At 48.0% G+C, this 25,585-nt stretch carries 25 protein-coding genes; 16 read left to right on the top strand and 9 right to left on the bottom strand.

Translation table 11 applies throughout. The features are described 5' to 3' along the window. Positions 1-171 precede the first annotated feature (171 nt). Together ACDE64_RS22020 and ACDE64_RS22015 are read right to left on the bottom strand one after the other, a co-directional pair. A complete protein-coding gene (locus tag ACDE64_RS22020) occupies positions 172-354 on the bottom strand; it encodes a hypothetical protein (protein WP_411344205.1) in 183 nt (60 codons plus the stop codon). Then, on the bottom strand, positions 351-692 hold the full coding sequence (locus ACDE64_RS22015; protein WP_411348315.1) for a sigma-70 family RNA polymerase sigma factor: 342 nt from the start codon (positions 690-692) through the stop codon (positions 351-353). Before ACDE64_RS22015 ends, ACDE64_RS22020 begins: the two co-directional genes overlap by 4 nt. A gap of 223 nt (positions 693-915) precedes the next feature. Between ACDE64_RS22015 and ACDE64_RS22010 the strand changes: the two genes are divergently transcribed. From ACDE64_RS22010 to ACDE64_RS21970, 9 genes are all read left to right on the top strand, one after another. Continuing rightward, positions 916-1,431: a DUF2179 domain-containing protein gene (locus ACDE64_RS22010; RefSeq protein WP_367063596.1), complete on the top strand. Its 516-nt coding sequence runs from the start codon at positions 916-918 to the stop codon at positions 1,429-1,431. A 226-nt stretch (positions 1,432-1,657) separates the two neighbouring features. After that, positions 1,658-2,506 carry an aldo/keto reductase gene (locus ACDE64_RS22005; RefSeq protein ID WP_411344203.1) on the top strand — a complete coding sequence of 283 codons (849 nt, stop codon included), beginning with the start codon at positions 1,658-1,660 and terminating at the stop codon, positions 2,504-2,506. Positions 2,507-2,995: 489 nt separating this feature from the next. Next, positions 2,996-4,192, top strand: coding sequence for a phosphotransferase family protein (locus ACDE64_RS22000; protein WP_411348314.1), 1,197 nt, complete (start codon positions 2,996-2,998; stop codon positions 4,190-4,192). A 23-nt stretch (positions 4,193-4,215) separates the two neighbouring features. Then, a complete protein-coding gene (locus ACDE64_RS21995; RefSeq protein WP_411348313.1) occupies positions 4,216-6,210 on the top strand; it encodes an ABC transporter substrate-binding protein in 1,995 nt (664 codons plus the stop codon). 237 nt (positions 6,211-6,447) lie between these two features. Further along, positions 6,448-6,984, top strand: a complete 537-nt coding sequence (locus tag ACDE64_RS21990) for a GNAT family N-acetyltransferase (protein ID WP_411348312.1) — start codon at positions 6,448-6,450, stop codon at positions 6,982-6,984. A gap of 211 nt (positions 6,985-7,195) precedes the next feature. After that, positions 7,196-8,194 (top strand): glycosyltransferase, encoded by a 999-nt coding sequence (locus tag ACDE64_RS21985; protein ID WP_411348311.1) that lies wholly within the window; start codon positions 7,196-7,198, stop codon positions 8,192-8,194. A 10-nt stretch (positions 8,195-8,204) separates the two neighbouring features. Then, a complete protein-coding gene (locus tag ACDE64_RS21980; RefSeq protein ID WP_411348310.1) occupies positions 8,205-8,564 on the top strand; it encodes a metallophosphoesterase family protein in 360 nt (119 codons plus the stop codon). Between the two features lie 18 nt (positions 8,565-8,582). Continuing rightward, entirely contained in the window at positions 8,583-9,038 is a 456-nt protein-coding gene (locus ACDE64_RS21975; protein WP_411348309.1) for a metallophosphoesterase family protein, read from the top strand. Positions 9,039-9,240: 202 nt separating this feature from the next. Next, positions 9,241-10,209, top strand: a complete 969-nt coding sequence (locus ACDE64_RS21970) for a nucleoside hydrolase (RefSeq protein ID WP_411348308.1) — start codon at positions 9,241-9,243, stop codon at positions 10,207-10,209. A 70-nt stretch (positions 10,210-10,279) separates the two neighbouring features. Here the strand turns inward: ACDE64_RS21970 and ACDE64_RS21965 are convergent, their stop codons facing one another. Then, positions 10,280-10,777 (bottom strand): PIN domain-containing protein, encoded by a 498-nt coding sequence (locus tag ACDE64_RS21965; protein ID WP_411348307.1) that lies wholly within the window; start codon positions 10,775-10,777, stop codon positions 10,280-10,282. Next, positions 10,774-11,022, bottom strand: a complete 249-nt coding sequence (locus tag ACDE64_RS21960) for a hypothetical protein (RefSeq protein ID WP_411348306.1) — start codon at positions 11,020-11,022, stop codon at positions 10,774-10,776. Before ACDE64_RS21960 ends, ACDE64_RS21965 begins: the two co-directional genes overlap by 4 nt. 225 nt (positions 11,023-11,247) lie before the next feature. On the opposite strand from ACDE64_RS21960, the gene ACDE64_RS21955 reads away from it, so the two are divergent. Continuing rightward, a complete protein-coding gene (locus ACDE64_RS21955; RefSeq protein WP_411348305.1) occupies positions 11,248-12,900 on the top strand; it encodes a diguanylate cyclase domain-containing protein in 1,653 nt (550 codons plus the stop codon). 264 nt (positions 12,901-13,164) lie between these two features. Here ACDE64_RS21955 and ACDE64_RS21950 read toward each other — a convergent pair whose 3' ends face one another. Continuing rightward, positions 13,165-13,437, bottom strand: coding sequence for a YesK family protein (locus tag ACDE64_RS21950; protein ID WP_411348304.1), 273 nt, complete (start codon positions 13,435-13,437; stop codon positions 13,165-13,167). 179 nt (positions 13,438-13,616) lie between these two features. Continuing rightward, the gene (locus ACDE64_RS21945; RefSeq protein ID WP_411348303.1) at positions 13,617-13,919 is read right to left on the bottom strand and encodes a hypothetical protein; all 303 of its coding nucleotides are present in this window, start codon (positions 13,917-13,919) and stop codon (positions 13,617-13,619) included. A 419-nt stretch (positions 13,920-14,338) separates the two neighbouring features. Between ACDE64_RS21945 and ACDE64_RS21940 the strand changes: the two genes are divergently transcribed. The 4 genes from ACDE64_RS21940 (at position 14,339) to ACDE64_RS21925 (ending at position 19,454) form a co-directional block, all read left to right on the top strand. Next, positions 14,339-15,574, top strand: a complete 1,236-nt coding sequence (locus ACDE64_RS21940; RefSeq protein ID WP_411348302.1) for an ABC transporter substrate-binding protein — start codon at positions 14,339-14,341, stop codon at positions 15,572-15,574. A gap of 492 nt (positions 15,575-16,066) precedes the next feature. Further along, entirely contained in the window at positions 16,067-16,933 is an 867-nt protein-coding gene (locus ACDE64_RS21935) for a carbohydrate ABC transporter permease (RefSeq protein WP_411348301.1), read from the top strand. Then, positions 16,933-17,760 carry a carbohydrate ABC transporter permease gene (locus ACDE64_RS21930; RefSeq protein WP_411344189.1) on the top strand — a complete coding sequence of 276 codons (828 nt, stop codon included), beginning with the start codon at positions 16,933-16,935 and terminating at the stop codon, positions 17,758-17,760. The genes ACDE64_RS21935 and ACDE64_RS21930 overlap by 1 nt, the downstream gene beginning before the upstream one ends. Before the next feature lie 317 nt (positions 17,761-18,077). Beyond that, the gene (locus tag ACDE64_RS21925) at positions 18,078-19,454 is read left to right on the top strand and encodes an amidohydrolase family protein (protein WP_411348300.1); all 1,377 of its coding nucleotides are present in this window, start codon (positions 18,078-18,080) and stop codon (positions 19,452-19,454) included. A gap of 307 nt (positions 19,455-19,761) precedes the next feature. Here the strand turns inward: ACDE64_RS21925 and ACDE64_RS21920 are convergent, their stop codons facing one another. Further along, entirely contained in the window at positions 19,762-21,129 is a 1,368-nt protein-coding gene (locus ACDE64_RS21920) for a DUF2252 domain-containing protein (RefSeq protein ID WP_411348299.1), read from the bottom strand. A gap of 297 nt (positions 21,130-21,426) precedes the next feature. On the opposite strand from ACDE64_RS21920, the gene ACDE64_RS21915 reads away from it, so the two are divergent. Further along, positions 21,427-21,996: a hypothetical protein gene (locus tag ACDE64_RS21915; protein WP_411348298.1), complete on the top strand. Its 570-nt coding sequence runs from the start codon at positions 21,427-21,429 to the stop codon at positions 21,994-21,996. Between the two features lie 96 nt (positions 21,997-22,092). Here ACDE64_RS21915 and ACDE64_RS21910 read toward each other — a convergent pair whose 3' ends face one another. Next, complete coding sequence (locus ACDE64_RS21910; protein ID WP_411348297.1) at positions 22,093-22,527, bottom strand: GNAT family N-acetyltransferase; 435 nt, start codon at positions 22,525-22,527, stop codon at positions 22,093-22,095. Positions 22,528-22,849: 322 nt separating this feature from the next. On the opposite strand from ACDE64_RS21910, the gene ACDE64_RS21905 reads away from it, so the two are divergent. Continuing rightward, positions 22,850-23,653 (top strand): hypothetical protein, encoded by an 804-nt coding sequence (locus ACDE64_RS21905; RefSeq protein ID WP_411348296.1) that lies wholly within the window; start codon positions 22,850-22,852, stop codon positions 23,651-23,653. 266 nt (positions 23,654-23,919) lie between these two features. Here ACDE64_RS21905 and ACDE64_RS21900 read toward each other — a convergent pair whose 3' ends face one another. After that, entirely contained in the window at positions 23,920-25,371 is a 1,452-nt protein-coding gene (locus tag ACDE64_RS21900; RefSeq protein ID WP_411348295.1) for a PLP-dependent aminotransferase family protein, read from the bottom strand. Positions 25,372-25,585: the final 214 nt, after the last annotated feature.

Below are 25,585 nucleotides of genomic sequence, written 5' to 3'. Positions count from 1 at the left end.
TGATTGAAGCGTGAAGAAATTGTATCAAATGATGAGGACATGAACTTGATTTTTGCCGGATTCATAGCGATACTGACACATATTGCTATTGCTATTGCTATTGCTATTGCTATTGCTATTGCTATTGCTGTTGCTGTTGCTGTTGCTGTCGGGTGGATATCGCGGACTATGTTACACAACTGGCGGCTGCTCCTTGAGCAGCTCAATTAGCTCCAGTCGCAGCGACTGCATCGCGTCTTCGGGTGCCATATGCATGTAACGACTAAGCTGGCGCATTTCCGGCTCGTAATAGTCCAGCAGTTTCAACATTGCCTGCTGTCCATCCGGTTGACGCGCTTGTTGCAGTAAGGTCATAAATTGCTCGTCTGAGAGAGGAATTGCAAGCTTTTGCGCTTCCATCGGTTCACCGCCTGTTGACTGATTTGCAGCTGGTCTGCCAGCTCCTGTTCGTTGTGACCGTCCATGTACAGACCGATCATAATCTGCTTTGCTTTTTCCCAAGGCAGGCTATGCATCCATTCCTGCATGACAATTGACTCCATTTCATCCGTTTTTACGGGAAATGGCTGGATTTGCTCATTCAAACTTACCTTTTCATGATATAATCTGGTTTTGGCGCGGTACTGCATCCGCCAGGATGCCTGCCGTAGCCGCTGCCTGTATTGTTCGCTTAACGGTTGCGTAACGGACATGATGTTCAGCTCCTTTTGCGATATTGTTTCCATATAAGGGAACTTATGTTCTTATTTTACTATTAAAAGAGAACGATGACGCAGGCGGTCTATCGGTTCCACAGCTAAAAATAAGATGATTTTTGGTGGAATTGTGTTGTTCTGACGGAAGGTTTGTGCAAGCGCAGAGAATATGCTGCGCACGCGAAGCTGAGGGGAATGCCCGGAAAGGTGTTTTGGTGACATGTTTACGATTTTGCTGTTTATTTTTGCGATTCAGATTGTGTATGTAACGGCGTATACGCTGCGCACGATTCTGACACTCAAAGGTCAGAAGTATGTGGCAGCCAGTATTGGCACCGTGGAGGTTGTCATTTATGTGCTCGGCTTGAATATGGTGCTCAGCTATCTGGATCAGATCGTCAGTCTGGTCGTCTATGCGGTCGGTTACGGCATGGGCATTCTGCTAGGGTCGTGGATTGAGGAGAAAATTGCCCTCGGCTACATTACCGTCAAAGTAATCAGCGACGCACCGAATTATCGTCTCGCTGAAGTGCTGCGCGACAAAGGCTACGGCGTCACCGCCTGGATCGGTCACGGTCGCGATGGCGAACGCATCATGATGGAGATTCTCGCCAAACGCAAAAACCGCGAGAATTTGTATAAGAACATTTTGGAGATCGATCCAAAAGCATTTGTCATCATGGTAGAGCCGCGCGAGTTTCACGGCGGATTCTGGACGAAGGCGATCAAGCGCTGAATTGGCAAGGATATGAGAAATATGGATGTTTTTTTTCGTTGTTAAACGAATAAAAATCAGCTTGTATTCACATCTTGTGCCAATCGTTCTAAACGTATATACGGATTGAACCATATCGGAAACCCATCTTGATTGTAAAAAGATGGGTTTCTTTTGCATACCTATATGTTTAAAGTGCTAGAGTAGGACATTCTAGTAATCCATTCGGATAAGGAGGAATTATCATATGCCAAGCCAAGTTCCAACCAAGAAGCTGAACGACGGACTGGACATTCCAGCGATTGGGCTGGGTACTTACTCACTTAACGGTCATCAAGGTGTAGAATCCATCAAGCAGGGGATCGACGTCGGCTATCGACTGATCGACTCGGCGTTTAACTATGAGAATGAAGGTGCGGTTGGACGTGCTGTGCGCGAAAGCTCGGTTCCGCGCGATCAGCTGCGTGTCTGCTCCAAGCTGCCCGGTCGTCACCACGCATACGACGAAGCGCTTGTAACCGTAGAGGAATCGTTACTGCGCACAGGATTGGACTATTTTGATCTGTACATCATTCACTGGCCGAATCCGAAACAGGATCAATATGTAGAAGCATGGCAGGCGCTCATCGAAGCGCGGAAGCGTGGCTATGTTCGCTCCATCGGCGTCAGCAACTTCCTGCCGGAGCATCTGGAACGTATTATTAAAGAAACAGGCGTTGCACCAGTACTGAATCAAGTAGAGCTGCATCCGTATTTTGAACAGGCAGAGCAGCGTGCTGCCAATGACAAGCATGGCATTATTACCGAATCGTGGAGCCCGCTCGGTCGCGGACGCGGCGAAAGTGTACTGGAGGATGCCGGGATCAAAGAAATCGCTGATTCATACGGCAAGACGCCGACGCAGATCATTTTGCGCTGGCATACGCAACTCGGCGCTGTTCCGATTCCCAAAGCTGGTTCGCGTGAGCATCAGCACGAGAATCTGGATATCTTCGACTTTGAGCTAACGGACGAGCAATTGAAAACCATCTCCGCGTTCAGCAAAGATAACAAGCGTCTATGGGATCAAGATCCGGCGGAGTATGAGGAATTTTGATCTGCATAGTATGTATACAGGCATGAGATTCATCCATAGATCTACGAAAAGGGCATCCGAATGAAGATGCCTTTTTTTGCTATGTACAATTCTTTTCGATGGAGTAGAGCATATCTGTTCGGTGTCAGGTTGTGTTTGGTGTAGCGATATTGGGGCGTGATATAGTAATACATAAAGTTGGAGTGGCAACGGGATTTTTTGAACATAGCGTATTGGCATGCGAGTATGTACGACGCTACAATTGTCACGCACACGCACACGCACACGCACACGCACACGCACACGCACACGCACACGCACACGCACACGCACACGCACACGCACACGCACACGCACACGCACACGCACACGCACACGCACACGCACACGCACACGCACACGCACACGCACACGCACACGCACACGCACACGCACACGCACACGCACACGCACACGCACACGCACACGCACACGCACACGCACACGGAAAATTAGTAGGAGGTGAAGTATATGAAGTCGGTTGATTGGACACAACTTGTGCAGCATGACGGTCAATTGGATCCGCAGCTGGCAATACATAGCGAGGTTATCTATACAGGGCTGCATGGGCATTCGGTACAGCGCTTTTGGCTGGAAGATGGCAGCAGCTATATTTACAAACCACTTCCGCAGGGAGAAGATTCCTTTCGCGAAATCCGAGCGTATGTACAAGTGTTGCCACTGCTGGAAAGCTTGCCCATGCCGCCCCGGTATCCGCAACTGCTCGTCTGTGCTGCTCCGGCAGAAGAACAGGCTGGCATCCATCAGTGGATAGCCAACGCTGAACATGAAGCGTCCCTTACTACATCCTTTATCGTTCATCCGTTACGCTGGATCGTGATGGAGGATATCGGTGTGCTAAATCATGTTCATAGTGACAAGCAGCTATTGCAGATCGTGGAGCAGATGGTGTGCTGGCATCGGGTGGATGTGAGTCGATTGACACCATTTCCGCAAGTCGGGCAAAAACCGCCGTTGCCTGATATTGCCTCATCGGTCATATCACGCTGGCAGCAGGCTGAGGAGATATTGCTGCAATTGCCAGCGCTGTGTAGAGTATCCTCATGGAATGCTTCTGCTACAGATGTAACCGAGATAGACGACATCCGTCAGCAACCGGATATATGGTTACGTTGGCTGCAACAGGATATCGCTGAAACGGTACAACGCCTATCATCCCAGCGAGCTGTGCTGCTGCATGGCGATCTGCATGCTGGCAATTACGGCGTCAATCCACAAGGGCAGCTAATGGTGCTGGATTGGGAACATAGCCATATAGGTTCACTGTTCTGGGATGTGTATCATCTGCTCGATCTATCCCATCCGTTGTTTCCGCGTAGTATGACTCCGTCGCTGCGTCATTCCTTGCTGGAACATTACTGGTTTACTGATCTAGCGCTAAATGAATCAGATCGACCAGTTGCACCAGATCGAGGGGCAGCCGGGCTGACGAGCGAATATGTTTCCTTTGCCAAATTTGAGCAGGATTATCTGGTGTACGCCATCGTGTACTCCATCTGGATGCTGCTCTTAATTCAAAAGGATCTACTTCAGGAGCCACCGATCTGGCCGCGAGCGCAGCTACTTGCCCAGCAGATGGAGACTACAGAGCATTTGGAGCAGTGTATACATCGGTGGCTAACGATACGTAAAAGCGGATATGCGTAACATACATAGGGAGGTGCACGATCATGCGGCTTGCTGAAGAGTATGTGCGGTTGAGACTATTCTGGCAGCAACGCGGTCAGGATGAAGCGTTTCATGTCACGATGGCAGAACTGGCAACGGCGCTTTGCTGTACGTCGCGCAATGCTCGCCTGATCACTTCTCGGTTGACGGAAGCGGGCTGGATTGTATTTGTATCCGGTCGTGGACGTGGTCATACGTCGGTATTGACCTTTTGCCGACCGTTGGCGCAGGTCGTGCTGGATGAAGCGAAGGAACGGGTACAGCATGGGGATGTACAGGGCGCGTTTGACTGGCTGCATCAGCCGGGAGTTCCGGTGGAGGTGCAGTCTGTGTTTATGGACTGGTTGGGCAGTTATTTTGGATATCAGGGTTATCAGAGGAATCAGGATTCATCGGTGCTGCTAAAAGAGACGCTGCGTCTGCCGATTTATCGCCCGATTGTATGTCTCGATCCGGCGGATGCGGTGTTTGCATTTGATACACAATTGATATACCAAGTATACAGTCGGTTGGTGGAATACGATGTGCCGACCGATTCATTGCAGCCGGGTATCGCGCATCATTGGGAAGGCAATGCGGATGCGACGAGATGGAGCTTTTATCTGCATAAGCATGTGCGGTTTCATGATGATCGATTGTTGACGGCGGATGATGTGGTTGCCAGTTTGCAGCGGCTCATGAGTGGAGCTTATGCGCATCACTGGCTCATGCACACGGTAAACGAGATTCATGCCGTCGATCCGCACAAGGTGATCATTGAACTGACTCAGCCGAACCGTCTGTTGCCGCTATTGCTCAGTCATAGCGGTGCCTCTATTATGCCAGCGGGAATAGATGCTGTTGAAACTATTACGCTGCCGATTGGAACCGGATCGTATCGGCTGACTGAACGTACGGCGGGCAGATGTGTGCTGGAACGTTTTGATTCATATTACGGGCAAGGGGCTTTGCTGGACGAGATTGAGATTCTGATCGTACCAGAGCAGGAGATGTCGGCGTCTTCTGGCTATCGTCCGGGCGTATTGACCGTGTTGACTGGAGAATTCGATACCGCCGTGTTTGACCATTTACCACGTCAGGAGACACCGACTGGTGTATCCATGCTGATGCTGAACCGCAGACATGGCATACTGGCAAAGGATGAGGCGTTGCGGCAAGCATTCTGTTATGGAGTAGATCGTCTGGCGATGATGATGGAGCTGGGTGATACGTATGGCATGCCAGCAACTGGTTTGACCGTGCACGATGGGAGTGGTACAGCCGATCATTTGCCACCAATGCAAGCGGAACAGTGGCATAAACATGCACTTCGTGCTGCTTCTTTGCAATCGGATCACACAAACAGTGGAAAGCCCCTTTTTGCTAACGATCCTTTTCCAATAGAAACTGATATACAGTACGCCATACAACAGGTACAGCAATCTGCATATGATGGTAGCGAGCTACATTTGTACACCTTTCAGCGGCATGAGCGGGCAGCGTATTGGCTGCGCGAAGCTTATGCTGCAATCGGTATTCGCTTGTCTGTACAGGTTGTGTCATGGTCAGAGCTGAATAGTGAATCTGTGCTAGCCAAGGCGGATTTGCTACTATTTGAAGCGGTTGTGAGTGGTGGGCTATATCGTCAGCTGGAATATATCCAGTCTAGCAATAGCTTGATTCGCCGCTTATTGCCTGCGGATTCGTTGATCAGGTTACAGACATGGACTGACCGTTTGCTGTCTGAACATGATGCTCACAATGGGACGTGCGATCGTTATCATAATCAGCAACAACAGCTTGCCAATATACATGCTACGGTTTTGGATGATACTTGCTTGTTCTCTGCCAGTGATTGGCTGGATGCGGTACATGACGAGCTTCGTCAGACGTATAGCTGTGTATTTCTGACAGAGCGAACGGCGGCGATGGTCTTCCATCCTTCGTTATGTGGTGTGCAGATCAATGAGCGCGGCTGGGTAGATTTTGGCAGATTGTGGTTTCGGCAAGAAGAGTAGCTGGTTGTGGAAATGAGCTGCGACGGTTGCATGCAGTAGCGAACGACCTGAGTTTCAACGACAATGTATAACAAAAGCGGAAAAGGATCGTCGTCGGTTTGCCCTTTTTCTCGTTGTTGCTGGATTTTATACTAACGATATCGTGTTACACAGAACCGACAGGCGCTGATGGCAACGAAATATGAGATACAGTAGCAGGACAATGCTCGTCATTGTCCTGCATGGGGGAGAGGGCATATGACAACATCGGTTCAGATTCGCGTATTAGAGCAATTGGACAGCCACTTGGCAGCATTCACGGAGATGCTGATTGCGGTCGTACATGATGGAGCATCGATTGGATTTTTGCCGCCGTTGTCGGAGCAGGAAGCGGGGCAATACTGGGAAGGCGTCCTAGCACCGGGTGTTATTTTGCTAATCGCTGAGGTGGATGGACAACTGGCGGGAACGGTACAGGTACAGCTATGTGGCAAACCGAACGGGGCTCATCGCGCCGATATTGCCAAGCTGATGGTGCATCCCAAGTTTCGTCGCCGTGGCATCGCTCGTCTGCTGATGGAGCAGGCACAGCAGGCTGCGGAGCAAGCAGATCGCATATTGCTCGTATTGGACACTCGGGACGGCGATCCGTCTAATCTGCTGTATCAATCGATTGGTTATATTCAGGCAGGGCAGATTCCATACTTCGCTATCTCGGAAACTGGTGGCTTGGATGCGACCAATCTGTATTATAAATTGCTGCAACAACCCGATCTGAAGGGATTTAAAGTATAGTGTGATACAAGGCAGTGACGGAGCAATGACAAGAGTAGGAACAGAGCAACAGAACGACCCAATAGAAATACCAACAGCCTTGTGAGATCATGTTCGTCTTATCTTACAGGGCTATTGGTGCGTTCTGATCCAGTCGGACAGTTGGCAGATGGCGGCAAACTCGATATAGTGGTAATGAATATTGCAGGCAGACGGGAGGAAGAACAGATTTATGACAAAGATCGGATTGGTTATGCGCAAAATCCAGTTTACCGAGAATCAGGGACCGCGGGTGTTCGCGGAACGGCTGAAGGCGTTGAGTGCGGAATTGGGCGTGGAAGTGGTGTTTATTTCGCCAGAGCGCCATGTGAGCGGGTACGATTGGCTGCCCGGCTATGAGCATGAGAAGGGCGATCTGGTCAACTACGATATCGTGCTGGATCAGATACATAGTCATAACATGGAACATGTGCTGTATACGGTGTCCGGGTTTACATTTTTAAAGATGTTTTTGCCCAAGAGTGTACTATTTCCGCACAGCTTCCCCGATCCAGCGCTGACCGGGTATGAGATGATGAAGCCATTTTACAGTATGGTGGATCGGGCGGTCGTACAGACTCCGTTTCTTAAACGACAAATGGCGTCGCAATTTAATGTGACGAATGTGGATGTGATTCCGATCGGCTTTAGTGAGCAACTAGCGGAAGCTCATTTTAATCCTGACGATGTTGTAGAGAATCGCATTTTATGGATCGGCAGAGATGAAGACAATCGTCGTCCTGATCTGGTGATCGAATACGCGCGTCGCAACCCGGATAAGGAAGTATATATGGTATTCGGCGGCGAACGTTACCGCGAAAGTATGAAGAAATACGATATTCCGTCCAATGTGAAGTTACAATTTGCGTTGTCTCAGGATGAGGTGTTTCAGCTGATGAATAGCTCAAAGGTATACTGGAGCTGTTCTCGCTTCGATACATTTGCCATGCCGCTGACCGAAGCGCTTGCGATGGGCAAGATCGTCGTCAAGCCAGAGCATCCGTGCTACGACCATATTAGCTCCACACATTCCTTTGCTGGTAATGAGCGTAACTGGTTTGAGCTGGTCAATATGGCGGCTTCCTCGCCGCGCCGATATTCGCAGGACAACCGGGACTACGCGTTCAGCACCTTTGCGAGTCGGATCATGAAAGAAGGCTACCGGAATTTCTATTCAGACTGGCTAAAATAATAGTCTGTTCATGAGCAGCAAGCACAGCACGAAATGGAGGGAAACCATATGGCAACCGATCGCCATCATTGCAGACATTCATGGCAATATCGCTGCATTGGATGCCGTATTGCACGATATCGATGCACAGGGCATTACGGACATTTACAATCTGGGCGACAGTGTATATGGAGCGCTCTATCCACGAGAAACCGCGCAGCGCCTGATGGATCGTACGATTCTCTCCATTCGTGGCAATCAGGATCGTGAGTTGGAGAATGGCATAACCAGTGTCGCTGACGAACCGAATCAGTTCCAAAAGCGTACCGATCCGATTGCGCCGCCTAATGTCACGTTTGACTATGTGATAGAGCAACTACGTGTAGAATAGATTCAATGGTTGCTGGAATTGCCACTGGTTCGTACAACAGAACACCTGTACATGTGCCATGCTCAGCCGACAGTAGACGATGTGCCTTTACTGGAAAAGATTGAGCCACAAGGCACGCAATGGCGTTCCGATGACGAGCTACTTCAACTGCTAAACGGGATTGAGCAGCCCATGATTCTGTGTGCTCATACTCATGTGCCGAGCATCAAATATTTGCCTGACGGACGTATGATCATCAATCCGGGCAGCGTCGGCTTGCCCGCCTATCATGACGATCTGCCGTATGACCATGTGATGGAATCGCGTGTTCCACATGCACAGTACGCTGTGCTGGATTATACCGACGGACGCTGGAATGTGACGCATCGCTCTATCGTTTACGATTGGAAACGTGCAGCATTGCAGGCAGCATCTCGCGGAAGACAGGATTGGGCATATGCGCTGCGTACTGGTCTGGCACTGCGAGATGAATAATGTGTATATGCGAAAAGACAACGTAGTACGAATGACGGTGGTATCCATCCTATCTGCAACTAGTCATGTCACACCTTTATATGCAATGTATCTACATGCAATTCATCTATATACAGCTTACTTATAGCTCCAATCAATACGATTCCAATCAATATCATAGCTCTAAATGTACTACATCCTTACCCGAACAGGAGAGAACCTTATGACTACTCTACGCAAAGCTATTATTGATACCGATACCGCTGGCGACGATACGATCGCTATTTTGATTGCACTACATCATTTTGACGTACAAGGCATTATGATGACTGGTGGTAACGTGCAGTTCGATCAGGAAGTAGAAAATGCACTCTATACGATCCAAGTTGCTGGCAAAGGTGGCGAACATGGACAGATTCCAGTCTACAAAGGGTGTGAGCGTCCTCTGCTAACGACATGGAATGCAGAGCATCATCGAACAGTGGAGGATGTGCATGGTAGCGATGGTATGGGCGGTTCCAACTTTCCCCCAGCGATCCAGCGTCCAGCAGACGGTCATGCCGTGGATTTTCTAATTCAAACGGTGCATCAATATCCGGGTGAGATCCATCTGCTGGCAATTGCGCCGCTGACCAATATCGCGATGGCGATCCAAAAAGACCCAACCATCGTACCGAAAATCCCTCATTTGTACGTAATGGGTGGCACGAACAATGCACTCGGCAATATTACTCCGGCGGCAGAGTACAATTTCTATGTCGATCCTGAAGCGGCGCATATCGTTCTACGCTCCGGCATCCCGACGACGATGGTCGGTTGGGAGATGTGTACACGCCATTCCTTGATGGATGACGACGATCATGCAGAAATTCAGGCACTTGGCACGTCCGGTTCGCAATTTTTTATCGATGTGAATCGAGTGGTGATGCAATTTAACAAGCAGGTGCATCGTCTGAACGGTACAACGCATCCCGATACGCTGCTCATGGCAGTGGCGGCGAATGAAGCCGTGATGACGGAGTCGCATGAGTACTTTGTCGATGTGGAAACGAAAGGCGAATGGACGCGCGGCTATAGCGTAGTCGATATTAATGGACGGCTTGGTCAGCAGGCGAATGTACGCGTATGCGAAGGTATTGATCGTCCACTGTTCAAGCAGATGCTGCTGGATGTGTTGAAAGATATTGAATAGCAGAGCAATAATAAAGAAGCTACGTAATGATACGTAGCTTCTTTATTTGAGGTTGTGAGACTACGATATATTATCTTAACCACCCGATACCTCTAATATGATTGAAATTTATCGCTTCTAATCCGAGATTGGACAAATATCCATATAGAGGAAGATCGACTGTAATAATTAAGTATTTTTGGGCTGACATAACTACTGCGGCATCTGCTAAACCTAGTGTGCTAAAAGCATTATCTTTGGCAATATCAATACTTGGAATATAACATTCCATAGATTCTTCAATAAATGTCGATAAGAATCTTGAGAACTCCTCTAATTTCTTGCCTTTCAAATTAACGAGATTACTAACTTCAGTCAGTATATTTGGTGTAGTATGAATGGTATTGAATTGTTCAATGATACGATTCAAGTGAATATAATCTTCGAGTAAAAAGCTATCTGTTCGATTGAATCTACCAATCAATGATGGATCGTATCTTCCTGTACAAAGTAAAATCAATAAATTAGTATCAATCAAGACGCCAGTTGCTCTATGCTTTGTGATCAGATGACTAATATATTGATTCATTGGATTGTTCTGATTTTCACTGAAGTAACTTCTCCACTCGTAGAATCCACTTTAAACGATTTATACGCTCTAGAACGAAGCCCTAATGAAAAGCCTTCTTGATTGCGATCCAGAAATCCTAGCGTAATATTCCAAGAATCCCCCTCTTTTTCTACCTCTTCAAGCCGAATATCTGTATAGTCATAGCCCCCAAACAATTCTTTGAAGTAGTTCAGTGCAATTTTTGCGGCTTGTTTTGCATCCATTGTAATCCCTCCCATATTGTTCTATAGGCATTAACTGTAACGTAAAAAAATGCTTTGTACAATGCTGTCTAGTATATATACATGTGTTGATTTAAATGAAATTTTCGACATATAAACCCAAAAATCTACATGTTTCAACAATCAAATCTTCATTAAACTATACCTCCCGCCGATACAGTTACTATTAGTTATACAGCAAGCATACACATAGGTGGGGGAAATGGTATGGGAGTGAAGCTGCGTACGGGTTTGATGATTACATTTATTGTGCTGTCGCTCGTCTTGTCGTTGACGCTTGGGCTAGTGCTCAATCGGTATGCGGCGCATAGTGTGAAGAATGAAATTGGGGAATCGTTGTCCAGTACGGCATATGATACGGCGGACAAGCTGGACAATTTTATGTGGACGCGTTCCGGGGAAATGGACATGCTGGCGCGGTTGCCCGTGCTGATCGACAATGTGAAGACAGAAGATATTCATGAGATGCTGGATCAGCTGCAAACTAGTTTTCCATCGTTCTCATGGATTGCTTATATGGATACAACAGGCAAAGTACTGGCATCGACCGGGAATATTTTGCTTGGAAAAGATCTGTCGCAGCGTCCCGTCTATCAGCAGGGCATCAAGCAAAAGTTTATCGGTGACGTTCACGATGCTGTATTGCTTGCCAAATTGCTTCCGAATCCGAGTGGGGAGCCGCTGCAATTTGTCGATATCAGTCTGCCAGTCACGGACAATTCAGGACGTACGATTGGCGTTCTGGCAGCGCATATGAGCTGGGAATGGGCACGCGAGATCAAGCGCTCCATGCTAACATCGCTGCGCCATGACGAGAAGGATGTCGATCTGTTCATCGTTAGTCGCAACGACCGCACGGTACTGCTTGGCCCGGACGATATGGTGGGCACATCATTACCGCTCGATAGTGTGACATTGGCGCAATCGGGTCAGTCGGGCTGGCGGCTGGAGCAGTGGCCGGACGGCAAAAGCTATCTGACCGGATACGCCTACGGTGATGGTTATATGGATTACAAAGGTCTCGGCTGGACCGTACTCGTACGTCAGCCAGAATCTACGGCGCTGGCTTCAGTAGCGGAGTTGAACCGCTTTACAACGCTGGCAGCGATCGGCGCAGCTGTGGTGTTTGCGCTAATTGGCTGGTTTACGGCAGGCAAGATCGCCGCGCCGATTCGCCGTTTGACCAATCGCGCCAACCGCCTTGCTGCTGGTGAAGATGTAGAACTACCGGAAAAAGGCGGTTTTCAGGAGATCAATATTCTGTCGCGTTCCCTCAAGCGCATGGTTCATTCGATTACGCAAAAAGACGTGGAGCTGGGGCAGATGCAGACGATGGCGCATTACGACCATCTCACTGGTTTGCCGAACCGCAACGCGCTGGAGCAGTATTTGGAGCAAGCGCTGGCAACACTGGATGATACGAAACGCCAGTTGTGCTTTCTGTATATCGATCTGGATGGATTTAAAAAGGTCAACGACACACTTGGACACCAAGCAGGTGATCATTTGCTGCAAAAGGTCGCGCAGCGACTGACCGATCTGTCCCGCGAAGGCGATATTACCGTGCGTTTGGGCGGTGATGAGTTTCTGGTGGTATTGCATACGCCATACGAGCAATCCCGTCAACAGGGGATGGAATACGGCGCTGCCATCATCGAGCAGCTGAATCGTCCCTTCATGCTGGAATACCAGAAAGTGATGATCGGATGCAGCATCGGCGGCGCATTGTATCCAACGGACAGCGACAATCCGATTGAGATTGTACGGATGGCGGATCAGGCGCTTTACAGATCGAAGCGTGCGGGCAAGAACCGGATGACCTTTTACAATGAGGAACAGCTAGGCGCAGTTGGGGGATAAAGGTGGATGGCAGCGTTGTTCCCACAAGTTCAACAAATCCGCTGCATCCCATGACCCAATGAATTCAATACATTGTAAATTACGTCGCCAATCTCTAAAGCTAATGCGGTTCACTAGAATATAACAAAAGCGCGCTTTGTACCTGCTGAACAGGACAAAACGCGCTTTTGTTATTAGGTGCAATTCTAGACACAACGTGTTTCGATGTAGCAAAACAAGTACCAATCCCTCATTTATGAAGATACTGTTCATCTTGGCAGTAATTTACCGCTGACCTGCAATCCGTTTGCCTACAACGAGCATAATAAACAGCGTTGCCAGCGCACCAAGAATGATCAGAATCGCCATGATCAAATACCCAAAGCCCGCCCAACCCGGCTGGAACAGACTGAACAATAGCAACAATGCACCAATCAGCACGCCGATCAGCCCAGGAATAAACTGAATATTGCGCGAATTCCGATTCCGCACACTCACAATAATACTGACGAGCAGCAACACAACAGCCGTCCCGCCACCGATCAACCAAGCTTCCATACGATCATCTCCTAAGCGCTTGAACCTTTCAAACGCAATGTTCAAATGAAACAGTGCAAAACGATGCCCCACAGCGATCTCGCTTACCTCCAACAGATGCAGTTTCCCGGCGCACCTGTCTTAGCAAGTGGTAGCCATGAGGTAGTAAACATACATCCACACACGATAACGCGCCTACTTTACGAACCGACACGTCCTTTAGACTGCTGATAAAAGAGCTGAAACATCAACAGCACCAACCCAATCAGCGATGTCCCGATCAATGATAGCGTAAATGCCGCCAGCCCTGTCCATGCTGCGGATTTGGCGTATACACTCAAATTTAAATAAAGGATAATCAGACTCGCTAGCAGGCTGAGCAATCCCGGCACAAACCGGAAAAATCGCGGCTGCGGCACCAGTCGCACCAGCAACAGTCCGATTACATAAATAACCACCCCGGCGCCCAGTCCGGCATATACAAGCGGGTGAATAGGTTGCATCGTTGGCAGACTCCTCTCATTCAAAACAGACTCATTCTCATCTTACCATTCCTGACAGCAATAAAAAATGCCTGCGGTTATTACCATTTCTAGCGAACGATTATGATTCATATTACATTGCTTAAAAAGGATAAATTTTACTTTCATATCTCAGCATATTGCGCAAACTCGTCAACAGCCGAATGGGAAATTCTACCTTTCGGCAAAACAACAAAAAATGTACTGTAAACGGTTTCTTAAAACTGCTAAAAGGTTATCTTAGTGTAGGAAAACAGTATTGCTTAAAATGTGCAAAATATCGCAACAGTTCATGTGTATCTACAGAATTTGCCACTTTAAGCATATTGTAAGCGCTTTACAATAACGGTATGGTAGTAACCGACAACGCTGCATGTATCAATCTTGAAGGGGATGTGAATATGAGAAAATGGGGAAGTGCATGTCTGGCAGGTCTGCTGCTTATGCTGACACTCTCTGCCTGCACGAGCGGTAACGCCGCTAATAACGATGTAGTCCAGCTGGAGTTTTTCCAGAATAAACCGGAAGCCAAAGCCAGCTTTGACGAACTGGTTGCCAAATTCAATGAACAGCATCCGAATATCGTCGTCACACAGGTCAATCCACCGGATGCCGAAACCGTACTCAAAACCCGCGTAGTCAAAAACGATGTGCCGGACATTATCGGCTTGGGTGCAACCGATACATATTCGCTGCTCGCCCAGAGCGGCATTTTCCTCAATCTGACCGGCGATCCTTTGCTGCAAAAGGTTGAACCCAAATACGTACAAATGCTGAACGATGTGACCGGCATGCAGGAAGTGACTGGCGTCCCGTTCGCACTCAACGCGAGCGGTGTCATTTACAACAAAGACATTTTCCAAAAGCTCGGTCTGTCCGTACCGAAAACATGGGATGAGCTGATCGCCACCGCTAAAAAAGCAAAAGCAGGCGGCACGATCCCCTTCTACTTTACTTATAAGGATGATTGGCAAACGAATCTGCCATTTAACGATATGGGCGGCTCGCTCGTCGGCATCGACTTTTACAAAGAACGCCGCGAGAACCAGACGACCTTCCAGGCAGCATATCAGGAAGTCGCCAAAAAGCAGCTGGAGCTGCTGAACTACGGTCACAACGACAACTTTGGCAAAAACTACGCCGACGGCAACCGTGCATTCGGCAACGGCGAAGCCGCCATGTACATTCAAGGCAGCTGGGCAATCTCCGAGATTCGCAAAGTCAATCCAGACATCAATCTAGGCTTCTTCCCATTGCCTGCCAGCGATGACGAGTCCCAAAACAAACTAACTGCTGGTGTCGACACCTTGCTGACCATCTCCAGCCAAACCAAGCACCCGGAAGAAGCGAAGCAATTCATCGCCTTCCTGCTGGAACCAGCCAACAGTCAACAATACATCGACCAACAAAACCTGTTCTCCGCCGTAGACGGTGTGCAGCAAAAAGACGAAAGCGTCTCCGGTCTGCTGCCCTACTTTGAACAAGGCAAAATCGTCGATTTCGTCGACCACTACATCCCAAGCGCCGTCCAACTCAACCCAACCGTCCAAGCCTTCCTACAAAACAAAGACATCAACGGCTTCCTGAGCACCTTGGACAAAGAATGGGATAAAGTAGCCGCCCGCCGAGCCAGCTAGTCAAACTCAATCCATTGTATATTGCATCGTGGTCGTACCTATCTCATACCTACGATCAACAACAATACTCTAAACGACCAAAGTTCATCGCACACAACAATCTAAAGAATAATCAATCCTATCCAATTGGAATCCGAACTGTTCCAAACCAATCGACCAGCACCAAACGACCAATGAACATCTCCAAATCCCACCAGTAACCAATGTTTTTAAATCTCTAAATCTCTAATTTCTAATCTTTAAATCTCTCAACCTACCACCCGCGACGCCCGCAGGGCGAGCAAGGCTACAGGAACATGAGGCAAGATGCACGGAGCGGAGGGAAGGGAATAAGGGGTAAGGGCGACCTTGGAGCTGCGGGAATCTTCATTCCTTCCCACTCCAAAAGATTCCCGCGGCTCCACCGGAGTCCCGTCCCCTTATCTCTTCCCGAAGCGCACCCTGCATCCCAGCCAAATCTGTTCCACATAGCCAGGCAGAAAGGAGTTATTTATGTCCAAACGCATGTACACTTACTATTGGATGACGATTCCCGCCGTACTGCTGTTCTTTCTTTTCCTGACCTTACCGGCAATCCAAGGCGTGTATTACTCGTTCACCAATTACAACGGCTTCGGTCAGACGTACGACTTTATCGGACTACGTAACTACATCAACCTGTTTACCGACAATGTAGTCGGTGACGCTTACTGGTTTACGATCAAATTCGCTGTCGTTGTCACCATACTGGTGAACATTTTCAGTCTGATGATCGCGCTGGGACTGAATGCGAGTATTCGCTTCCGCAACTTTTTCCGGGGGATTTACTTTTTGCCGAATATTCTCAGCGTGTTGATCGTCGGCTACATATTCAACTATCTGTTCTCAAACGTATTCACCGTCTGGGGACAATCGCTGGGCATTAACGCCCTATCCACCAACATTCTCGGTAACGAAAGTCTCGCCTGGCTTGGTGTTGTCATCGTTGCTGTCTGGCAGGGCATCGCGCTCAATACGATTCTGTACCTCGCTGGTTTGCAGACGATTCCGAGCGATGTGTACGAAGCGTCGAGTCTGGATGGAGCGGGGAAATGGCGCGAATTCTGGAGCATTACGTTTCCGCTGATCGCCCCATTTTTTACGATCAACATGGTACTTGCAATGAAAAATGCACTGATGGTGTTCGACCAGATCGTCGCACTGACGAACGGTGGACCCGGACGCGCAACGCAATCGATCTCGTTTCTGATCTATACCGGCGGGTTTGAAGGTGGAGAGTTTGCATACCAGTCGGCGAACTCGGTGATCTACTTTATCGTGATCGCAATCATCTCAATTCTGCAAATTCGCTTCCTGCAAAGAAGGGAGATGGATATGTAATGAGAGAACACTCCAAAACGAATTGGCCGATCAATATTCTGGTCGCACTCGGTACGCTGATCATCCTGTTTCCGCTGTATATGGCGGTGACCATTGCGTTAAAAGACCCGCAGCAGATGGCACAGTCGCTGTTCGGTTTGCCGACACAATGGCGGTTTGACAACTTTGCCAGTGCGATCAAGGTCACGAATTTCTTTCAAGCGTTCCGCAACAGTGTGATGGTCACTACGGCAACTGTACTGCTGACGCTGCTAACGAACTCCATGGTCGCATATGCGATTGGACGGAATATGGAGCGCAGCAAGTTTTTCAAAGGATTGTATTTCTACTTTGTCAGCGCAATGTTTATTCCGTTTCCAATCATTATGCTGCCGATTGTCAAATTGACTGCGGCGCTGCATATGACCAATCTGGTTGGGCTGACGATTTTGCATACCGTGTATGCGCTCGCCTTTAACGTGTTTGTGTATGTCGGCTATATACGCTCGATTCCGGTTGCACTGGAAGAAGCGGCGACAGTGGATGGTGCGAGTACGTGGGGCACATTTTGGCGGATCATTTTCCCATTGATGGCGCCGATCAATGCAACGGTAGGGATCCTGGTTTGTCTGTCTACGTACAATGACTTTCTGCTACCGCTCATCATCATTAGCGACCAGAATATGTATACGCTACCGCTCGTACAATACATTTTCCAGGGGCAGTTTAACACAGACTACAATCTGGCATTCGCTTCTTATCTGCTGGCGATGTTGCCAATGATCATCATCTACCTGTTTGCTCAGAAATGGATCATTAGCGGCGTCACACGCGGTTCGGTAAAATAAAAATAAACGCGTTGGTACCATCAATCGTATCGTACGTTGATCAAACGAATGCGATTCTTCGATTATCGTGTGAATGTATAACCACAATGTGAATGTCAGTATATATGTAAACCTGCTATCGCCGCTGTTGCGATAGCAGGTTTTTTTATGATGAAATATGGACTTCAAAGTGGAAGTAATCCAGTCAATCCGCAAATTCGCAAGTTATAATACTAACTTTTATATTGTAACTATAATTAGTATAAGATATGATAAGAGTGTATACCTTATTTATCCATATTATCTATATTATCCAATTGATCAAGGAGGTCTTTTCCATGCACAATGAAGGTTATATGTTGAAAAATGGTACCGTGTTGACGCTGGAATCTTCACTTGGTTCGCTGAAGCGGGCAGATGTCGTGATTCGTGGCAATCGCATTGAGCAGATTGCGCCGGATATTCAGCTGCATGCGGGCGGGTACGAAATCATTGACGCTTCCGGCATGATTATTTTGCCGGGTTTGGTTGATACGCATCGGCATGTGTGGGAGTCGCTAGTGCGCACAGCAGGAACGAACTGGTCACTGCCAGTATATTTGCAAAATCTGTACTATGGCGGATTGGGTAGTAAGCTGCGTCCGCAGGACAGTTACATTGCCAATCTGCTCGGTTCATTGGAAGCGCTTCACTCAGGGGTGACGACATTGCTGGATTGGAGTATGCCCTATTCACCGGAACATACCGATGCTTTGATCCGCGGCTTACAGGAGTCCGGTATTCGGGCAGTATTTGCGGTGGGAGTGAATGGTGAGACAGAATATTGGAACCGCGACAGCAAGCTAGTCATCTCGGATGATGTATATCGGGTGAAAAAGCAGTATTTTGCTTCGGATGATCAGCTGCTGACGATGGGACTGGCGATTCGTGGTCCAGAATTCAGCCATTGGGATACAACGGTGAAGGAGATCGGCATCGCGCGCGAGCTGAATGCCATTTGTTCGATGCATATTGGCTTTGGGAACTGGGGAGCACAGGATCGTTCGGTGACACGCTTGTATGAAGCCGGGTTGCTAGGAAGCGATCTGAATATGGTACATGGCAACAAAATGGCGACCGACGAATACAAAATGCTCGCCGATGCTGGTGCTTCGCTATCTGTTACACCAGAAGTGGAGATGATGATGGGACATGGCTATCCGGCGACAGGATTTTTCTTGGAGCAGGGTGGGATTCCATCACTTGGTGTAGATGTCGTGACATCGACCGCAGGCGATCTGTTCGCCCAGATGAAATTTGCGTTGCAGGCGGAACGGGCACGAGTGAATGAACAGATTCTAGCAGAGGGGCAAATGCCGGGCGAGCTGAATGTGCTTGCTGGACAGGCATTGGAATTTGCCACAACAGCTGGTGCACGCGCACTACGACTGGATGACCGCATCGGACGTTTGAAGCCGGGACATGCCGCCGATCTGATCATGCTGCGTACAGATGAGCTGAATCTGTTCCCGGTCATTGATCCAGTTGGCGCGGTAGTACAATTCGCCAATGCGTCCAATGTAGATACCGTATTCGTAGCAGGTCGTCCGGTCAAACGCCACGGCAAGCTAGTCGGTGTAGATATGGAGCGCATTCGCCGTCTGGCACAGGAAAGTCGCGATTATTTGGCATCCCAGTATACATTAAGCGATGCAGATCGGGTGCTGTATTCATAATATAGGAAAGTAAGATGTGGGTAGCTGTGCCTCGCTCTCTGTATATAACATAGTAAGCATTTCTGTACACAGTAGAACGCAACCTATACAGCGCGTACCATTTGCCATCAACAGTTCAGTCCACGCATCAATACCAAACAACGCAAGCCCTTTGAATAGAACTGTGTGAACAGTCGGGGCTTGCGTTGTTTGGTAGATTACGAAGTTCGTTGGTATACACGAACGTAGTGGGTCACACGAATGCAGTTGGTACCTATACAGCTGACCCTACATCATTGACTATGCAGAGCTTGAACGTTCCGCCGGATTACTGCTCAATCGGTGCGGAATCAGAAGCTGCGGTCGATGCTTGAAACGAAGATGACCAGTCGCAGAATAGTGCATAATCCTTTTCTACCTGATCGGCATAGCCGTATGCCCAGCGCGAGATATGCTGCACAAAGCCGTCCGGCTTGTTGCCCATCGCTTTGGCAATTTCGCGCTCGCTATGGTAATCCAGAATGCCGCTGCTGAGATCGGAATCGGCACGGGCGTGCATTTTGGCGGTCAGGCTACCCATGACGGACAGGATTTTGTTCATGCAGTCGGTATCGGTAATATGCTCCAGCTTGAGTCGCTTTTTGTAAGGAGAACGTTCACGCACGTAGAAGTCGCGCCCATCCAGTGTCATATAGCCAAGATACGCATCCGCATGATGATGCATCGCTTGTTGTGTCGTTGTCACACGCTTGCCCTGCTGGACAAATGTCTGCCAGAACGATTCACTATATGGTAGAAAATACGCTGGAACCGGGGCGCGTACTTCCTTCACTTCCAACACCAGATCATCGTTGCCTTGCTGCGCTGTGCCGCCCTCGATCAGCACATAATAGCGATCCAACCCAATGGATGCGGTGCCAGAGCCATGCTTGATAGCGATATCCTTGATATTGTAATGATTCACATCGTCCTCACAGCATAACAGCGTCTGCTGGTACCCACTCCATGCCTGCTCCAATAGCTGTTGTTCGTGAGCAGATGGTACGACCAGCTCACTATTTTCCAAAAAGACACGGTCGCTTTGCATGACCGCTGTCACCTTTTCCAGAAAATGACCCTGACGGCGCTTTTCCAGCTTGCGTAATAGTTTGCGCACTGGTCCGCTAGCATGTTTCTCATCCATAACGAATTTGCCGGGATCATCCTTTTTGTGTGCAAAACGATGAATCTGCTTATAATAACAGCGGGCATAATGCTCCAGCACGTCTAGCTGCTGCGCCTGATCATATCCGAGCTGACGGGCAACAAGCGCAATGCTGACCGACATGCGCAGCACATCGTACAGATACGAGCCTACATACCCTTCGTCAAAATCATTCACATCATACACGATATCGCCGGACTCATTGCGAAACGCACCAAAATTCTCAAAATGCAAATCCCCCTGAATCCACGTCGGTCGATCTACTGGTGTATGATACGGAAAATAATGCCGGGTCGCGTCAAAATAGAACAAATACGCGCTACCGCGAAAAAACGAAAATGCCGATTGCGACATTTTGCGATACTTTTCCGCCCGTTTGTCAGCATCCAGCTGCATCATCTTGCCATCAAATTCGTCTAGCACCGAGATCAGCGTATCCCGGCGCAGTTTGTTACGCGTAACGATTACATTTTCCGTCATGCGATTGTTCATCCTGAACCGCTCCCTTCCGCAACCCTTCAGTTAGCATTAATGATAGCGTAAATGATATACCGGGAAAAGTGCAATTTTCCGCCTGATCACATGTTGACGGTGATTATACAATACGTTGTTAGCGTCTGCGAATTTGGCGCTGACAGGGATAAAAGGTATAATGTGGATATAATAAATCCTATTGCTACACGGGACTGTTGGTAAGAAGTCTAGAGAAGTAGATTGTGATGTAAGAAGGTAAAAGGGCAGATCAGCAGTACATAAACAGCAAGAACAAAAGGAACGGGAGGCATAACGATGAACTGGAAACCTTCATGGAAGATTAGTGCAAGTGTAGTAGTGCTGGGGTTGCTACTGGCAGGAGTGTATGATGGATTACCCGTAGGAGCAGGAACGTTATTCTCGTTGCCGCTTTTGTGTGTATTATATGCTAGCTTGGTAGTTCGTGGTATTCATTGGATTGGTTATCAAGATGATCAGTCAGTGAAGCAAAACGTAGTGTGTATTGCTACATATTATGTGTTATTTCTTGTCACTTTTGCTATAGGCGGAATTGGAATGGGACATTGGGGATCAGAACTTGTAATGATTACTATTATTGTATTGCTATATGGTTTGATTTATAGCTTGGGTTCATTCAAAACGTATTTTCGTAAAGGTTGGGAAATGTTTCTCACTATCATGGTTTTACCTGTACTGTTGATCCTATGGCTAATTATGTTTGGAATAACTGATGGCGTAAATATAAGTCTAACTGTTTTCTACGAATACTTGATTATCGCTGGTATACTGTATTGGGTATTATTTACTGCTGTAATATTAGGTTTTGGTAAGCACATTTTGAAGCATTTCAATGAACCTGCTTGATTTGCTTAGACATAATGTGGAAGCAAGTATATACAAGTCAAAGCCTTTTCGGTCATGCTGCCGAGAAGGCTTTTTAAGTTCACTTTTTATCGTTATTTATAGATCCTTGGAAAATACACCGAACGTCCCGCGCTTCTCCCAGCCGCTAGCACGCCAGAATTGCTGCCCGCTGCTGTTGCTGTCCATTACGAATAGATGCGCTTTGTCGATGCCTTGCGCAGCAAGTGCTGTTGTACTGGCATCCAGCATTCGGCGAGCAATGCCCTGACCGCGGTAAGTCGGATTTACCGCCATATGATACAGATAGGCTCGTCTGCCATCATGCCCGGCAAGCAGGGTGCCAACCAGTTCAGATTTTGTCCCATCTGAATCGGTATGGACAGCTATGTAACAGCAACCAGAATTACGTTCCAGATAGCGCTGAATACTGTCACGAGAATCGGCTTCACTCAGCGCCATACCTTCGGTGTGATTCCAGAGCTGAATCATAGCTTCGTAATCGGTAATGTTCATTTCACGAATGGTGATCATTAGATCGTCCCCTTTCTATACACTACTGTCGTATGTATGTTGCCCAAGCTACATTGTGTCTATCCGCATCGTATAACAGACGAAAAGGATGGAGGAAGCACTCAAAATCGGGATCATTTGTTCGATATTGTTATATTGAAATCCAAATTTGAATTGTTGTTCGGAAAATTTCAATTTTTTCTGGTAATTATGGTTAATAAGCCTTAGCATAGAAGTAGAAACCGAATAATCCAGTCAGACAGGCTGCTCCGCACTGTCTGATTTTCCGAAGCGGAGCCTTAACTTTTAATATTATCAGTGTAATCCTTCAGGAGGCAATCCTTTGAATATAAAAAAGAATATGAAAAAATGGCTGTTTTTGGCTTTGATTTTGAGTGCAGTATGTATTGAAACGGTATCGGCAGCTCGCCTGCAATCGTGTCAGAACCAAGCCAGTACAGCGAATCAAGCGGTTGTAACCAATGTGGTGTCTGTTAGTGAATCTGCAAGTAACCGTGACGAGCTGGTCGGAGATGAAGAGAGCGGCAATCGTGAAATCGTCGTCTCAAACAGCGATCTCGGTGTACAGATTGACGGTGTCGCTGACGAGCAGGGATCGTATGGACAATTGACCCTGCGTACACCAGTCTTTCAATGCAGCCTGTCTGGCACACAGGTGCAGAATCCAACGTATGCTCCACAGATCACGACTGCTGATCTGGACGGAGATGGACAGAAGGAATTTATCATTTATCTGACTTCCGGCTATGGCACCGGAGTCGAGTTGAACAGCGTGCAAGTATTCCGCCAGAATGGTGACAGCATTCCGGTTCAATCGTTGAATGAAGCGATTGGCAATCAATTTCATTCGGCAGTGCAAGGCAGCAATCTGACGCTTACGTTAAACGGCAAAACCAGCTCCATTCCGCTCAGCCAGTTGGCAGAACAACCGGATACGCAGCAGAATACACCACCCGTGACAGGTGGTGCGGTACAGCAATATGAAGTGAACGGCAATACTCTGTCTGCAATTTACTCGCTACAGGTTGGCATGATGACTTATATTGGCGAGTTACACGCCAATTACCAATACGAGAACGGAACGCTCCAACTGGCACCAGCCAGCCTTAAACTGGAACAACAATAATGATCTCGAACTCACAACAAGAAACGGCAGAGAGGAAGTAATTATGAACGCAATATTACCCGGGCAATAACAATATGCACCGGGTAAAGAATCGGGAACCATACGTGTTTTCAAGATGAAAATCGTTGTACTTTGGATGAGAATCAGAACGTATTTTGTGGAATGTTAAAACTAAAAAAGTACAGCGCAGAGACCTGTTTTTCGAAAAAATGAACAGTCATCTGCTTTTTTGCTGTACCGTTTTATAGACAAATACGATATATCTGTTAAGTTAATTCACGGGCGATTTCTACCAATTCGCGGATGCCATCACGGATATGCTGCTCGCTGGCAAAGGAGAAACTAAGCCGAATATGCTGCTGTGAACGCTCGTCATTATGTTCGAATAGAGCACCCGGTACAAAGGTGATCTGGCGCTCCAGACAGCGGATAAGCAGACGTGGTACAGATAGATGATCTGGCAATTTGACCCACAGGCTCAGTCCGCCTTGTGGCTCGTTATATTCCCAACCCGTCTGCTGCAATTCCTGCTGCATGATCTCTTTGCGAATATGGAGAGCAACCCGCAGCGTATCGAGATGACGATGCAATCGGTCGGACATAAAATAATGCAGAAACACTTTCTGATTCAGCAGCGGTGTGCCACCGTCAACGAGCGATTTGGCAGAAAGCAATGTCTTAAACCAAGGCTGCCGTGCCGCAATACAGGCAATGCGCAGACCAGGCGAGATGTATTTGCTAAAGCTGCGAATATGGATCGTATAGCCTTCTGTATCGTAAGCAAACATCGGTGGCGGTGGCTGCTGGTCAAAATAAATATCGCTACATGTATCGTCTTCGATTAGCAGGCATTGATGCTGCGCTGCCAGATCGACAACCTGCTTGCGCTGTTCGGCAGGAATGCACAAGCCAGTCGGGTTATGAAAGGTCGGATTCACATAAAAGAGGCGCGGTTTGTAGCGCTGCATCATCTGTTCAATCTGCTCCATCTGGTAGCCATTATGGTCAATATCAATCGTCAGCAGTCGTGCGCCCTTTTGCCGAAACACATCCAGTGCTGTTGCATATGTCGGTGACTCAATGAGCACATAGTCCCCAGGACGAATCCATGCTTCAGCGATCAGATGAATTGCCTGCTGTGCGCCGCTCGTAATGAGTAGCTCGGATGGATCGATATGAAAGCGCGAATTGCGGCTAAAATAACGTGCCAGCAACTGTCGCAGCTCCAGATCGCCCTGCACATGAGCATACATGCCGAGCAGCTTCGGATATAGATCGAACACCTTTTTCGTATATTCAGCAAAATAATGATTCGGCAGCAGATTGGGATCGATCAATGCTTGCGAAAACTGGTATCGTGCTGGAAGTCGATGCAATTCGCCCATATTGCCTTCAAATAGCGCCGGTTCCAGTTCATTTTCATTGGTCATATTCTGGACGGCAGGTGGGGCGACATAATAACCGGATTTGTTGCGTGCATAGATCGTGCCCTGATCTTTTAACTGCTGGTAGGCTTTGAACACAGTCAATCGGTGCATTCCGCTGTCCTGTGATAATTGGCGTACAGATGGTAGTCGTTCATGCGCCTGCCAATCGCCGCGTCCGATTCGTGCTTCAATGTATGCACTAATCTGACGAAACGAGTGACGCGTATCGGATGAAAGGGATAGGTTGCCAGCATTGCTGCCTGATTGGGAATGTGTTTGCGAAGATTTCATGCTTTTCGACTTCCTTTCCGGTGGATCTTGTGACAATTACAAATCGTTGTGCGAGTGAACTACTCCTTGCCAAAGGTTACGGTATCAAGCCAAAGGTTACGATATAAAATAGTTAGAATTACCCTAGGTTACGGTTCCATCCATCATAATACGTATTACGATTGCGCAGAACAAAATCTGTTCTGTCTTCTTCCATCTGTTCTATTGTGTCTCC

Source organism: Paenibacillus sp. WLX2291, assembly GCF_046603665.1.
Taxonomy (GTDB): domain Bacteria; phylum Bacillota; class Bacilli; order Paenibacillales; family Paenibacillaceae; genus Saccharibacillus.
This window is presented reverse-complemented; position numbering and strand designations above follow the sequence as displayed.

What these genes read in the sequence shown, in the direction of transcription:
- ACDE64_RS22020 (WP_411344205.1), bottom strand. Translation starts at nt 354, where the DNA reads ATGACCTTACTGCAACAAGCGCGTCAACCGGATGGACAGCAGGCAATG.
- ACDE64_RS22015 (WP_411348315.1), bottom strand. Translation starts at nt 692, where the DNA reads ATGTCCGTTACGCAACCGTTAAGCGAACAATACAGGCAGCGGCTACGG.
- ACDE64_RS22010 (WP_367063596.1), top strand. Translation starts at nt 916, where the DNA reads ATGTTTACGATTTTGCTGTTTATTTTTGCGATTCAGATTGTGTATGTA.
- ACDE64_RS22005 (WP_411344203.1), top strand. Translation starts at nt 1,658, where the DNA reads ATGCCAAGCCAAGTTCCAACCAAGAAGCTGAACGACGGACTGGACATT.
- ACDE64_RS22000 (WP_411348314.1), top strand. Translation starts at nt 2,996, where the DNA reads ATGAAGTCGGTTGATTGGACACAACTTGTGCAGCATGACGGTCAATTG.
- ACDE64_RS21995 (WP_411348313.1), top strand. Translation starts at nt 4,216, where the DNA reads ATGCGGCTTGCTGAAGAGTATGTGCGGTTGAGACTATTCTGGCAGCAA.
- ACDE64_RS21990 (WP_411348312.1), top strand. Translation starts at nt 6,448, where the DNA reads ATGACAACATCGGTTCAGATTCGCGTATTAGAGCAATTGGACAGCCAC.
- ACDE64_RS21985 (WP_411348311.1), top strand. Translation starts at nt 7,196, where the DNA reads ATGACAAAGATCGGATTGGTTATGCGCAAAATCCAGTTTACCGAGAAT.
- ACDE64_RS21980 (WP_411348310.1), top strand. Translation starts at nt 8,205, where the DNA reads ATGAGCAGCAAGCACAGCACGAAATGGAGGGAAACCATATGGCAACCG.
- ACDE64_RS21970 (WP_411348308.1), top strand. Translation starts at nt 9,241, where the DNA reads ATGACTACTCTACGCAAAGCTATTATTGATACCGATACCGCTGGCGAC.
- ACDE64_RS21965 (WP_411348307.1), bottom strand. Translation starts at nt 10,777, where the DNA reads ATGAATCAATATATTAGTCATCTGATCACAAAGCATAGAGCAACTGGC.
- ACDE64_RS21960 (WP_411348306.1), bottom strand. Translation starts at nt 11,022, where the DNA reads ATGGATGCAAAACAAGCCGCAAAAATTGCACTGAACTACTTCAAAGAA.
- ACDE64_RS21955 (WP_411348305.1), top strand. Translation starts at nt 11,248, where the DNA reads ATGGGAGTGAAGCTGCGTACGGGTTTGATGATTACATTTATTGTGCTG.
- ACDE64_RS21950 (WP_411348304.1), bottom strand. Translation starts at nt 13,437, where the DNA reads ATGGAAGCTTGGTTGATCGGTGGCGGGACGGCTGTTGTGTTGCTGCTC.
- ACDE64_RS21945 (WP_411348303.1), bottom strand. Translation starts at nt 13,919, where the DNA reads ATGCAACCTATTCACCCGCTTGTATATGCCGGACTGGGCGCCGGGGTG.
- ACDE64_RS21940 (WP_411348302.1), top strand. Translation starts at nt 14,339, where the DNA reads ATGAGAAAATGGGGAAGTGCATGTCTGGCAGGTCTGCTGCTTATGCTG.
- ACDE64_RS21935 (WP_411348301.1), top strand. Translation starts at nt 16,067, where the DNA reads ATGTCCAAACGCATGTACACTTACTATTGGATGACGATTCCCGCCGTA.
- ACDE64_RS21930 (WP_411344189.1), top strand. Translation starts at nt 16,933, where the DNA reads ATGAGAGAACACTCCAAAACGAATTGGCCGATCAATATTCTGGTCGCA.
- ACDE64_RS21925 (WP_411348300.1), top strand. Translation starts at nt 18,078, where the DNA reads ATGCACAATGAAGGTTATATGTTGAAAAATGGTACCGTGTTGACGCTG.
- ACDE64_RS21920 (WP_411348299.1), bottom strand. Translation starts at nt 21,129, where the DNA reads ATGAACAATCGCATGACGGAAAATGTAATCGTTACGCGTAACAAACTG.
- ACDE64_RS21915 (WP_411348298.1), top strand. Translation starts at nt 21,427, where the DNA reads ATGAACTGGAAACCTTCATGGAAGATTAGTGCAAGTGTAGTAGTGCTG.
- ACDE64_RS21910 (WP_411348297.1), bottom strand. Translation starts at nt 22,527, where the DNA reads ATGATCACCATTCGTGAAATGAACATTACCGATTACGAAGCTATGATT.
- ACDE64_RS21900 (WP_411348295.1), bottom strand. Translation starts at nt 25,371, where the DNA reads ATGAAATCTTCGCAAACACATTCCCAATCAGGCAGCAATGCTGGCAAC.